1 pseudogene is annotated in these 1,313 nt (G+C 42.8%); it reads left to right on the top strand.

What is annotated here, in order from left to right:
* Nucleotides 1-1,313 (top strand): annotated as a pseudogene (locus BLV35_RS19090) (hypothetical protein); the annotation flags it as partial.

Consider the following 1,313-nt stretch of genomic DNA (forward strand, 5'->3'; position numbering starts at 1 on the left):
ACTGCAACTGCAACGATAAACGCTGCTCCGACTCAAATAACTTTTACTGCTACTCCAACACAAATTAAGTGTAATGGAGGAACAGGAAGTGTTACTCTTGCTTCAAGTGGAGGAACAGGAACATTAACCTATTCAGGATCTGCTACTGCTAACTTAACTGCTGGAACGTATAACTATACTGTAACCGATGCTAACGGATGTACTGCAACGGCAACTGCAACGATAAACGCTGCTCCGACTCAAATAACTTTTACTGCTACTCCAACACAAATTAAGTGTAATGGAGGAACAGGAAGTGTTACTCTTGCTTCAAGTGGAGGAACAGGAACATTAACCTATTCAGGATCTGCTACTGCTAACTTAACTGCTGGAACGTATAACTATACTGTAACCGATGCTAACGGATGTACTGCAACTGCAACTGCAACGATAAACGCTGCTCCGACTCAAATAACTTTTACTGCTACTCCAACACAAATTAAGTGTAATGGAGGAACAGGAAGTGTTACTCTTGCGTCAAGTGGAGGAACAGGAACATTAACCTATTCCGGAGATGCAACTGCTAGCTTAACTGCTGGAACGTATAACTACACTGTAACCGATGCTAACGGATGTACTGCTACTGCAACCGCAACGATAAACGCTGCTCCGACTCAAATAACTTTTACTGCTACTCCAACACAAATTAAGTGTAATGGAGGAACAGGAAGTGTTACTCTTGCGTCAAGTGGAGGAACAGGAACATTAACCTATTCAGGAGATGCAACTGCTAACTTAACTGCTGGAACGTATAACTATACTGTAACCGATGCTAACGGATGTACTGCTACTGCAACCGCAACGATAAACGCTGCTCCGACTCAAATAACTTTTACTGCTACTCCAACTCAAATAACTTGTTTCGGTGGTAAAGGTTCTGTAGCATTGTCTTCAAATGGTCTAGCGCCTTTCACTTATGGTGCAACTGCTACTACTGATTTGATTGCAGGAACGTATAACTACACTGTTACAGATGCGAACGGATGTACTGCAACGGCAACGGCAACTCTGATAGATGGTGACGGTACTCCTCCAGTAATTAGTCAATTACCGATACCAACGACAATCAATTGTCCAGCGGTTCCTTCTTTTACTACACCAACAGCAACTGACAGCGTTGACCCTAATCCAAGCTTAACTTCTGCAGATGTAACTACTAATGGTACATGTGCTGGTTCGTATTCTGTTACTAGAACTTGGACTGCAACAGATGCTTGTGGAAACGCAGCTACTGCTTCACAAACGATTAACGTACAAGATATAACCGCTCCAGT

Origin of the sequence: Flavobacterium gillisiae (genome assembly GCF_900107635.1) — a bacterium.
Taxonomy (GTDB): domain Bacteria; phylum Bacteroidota; class Bacteroidia; order Flavobacteriales; family Flavobacteriaceae; genus Flavobacterium; species Flavobacterium gillisiae.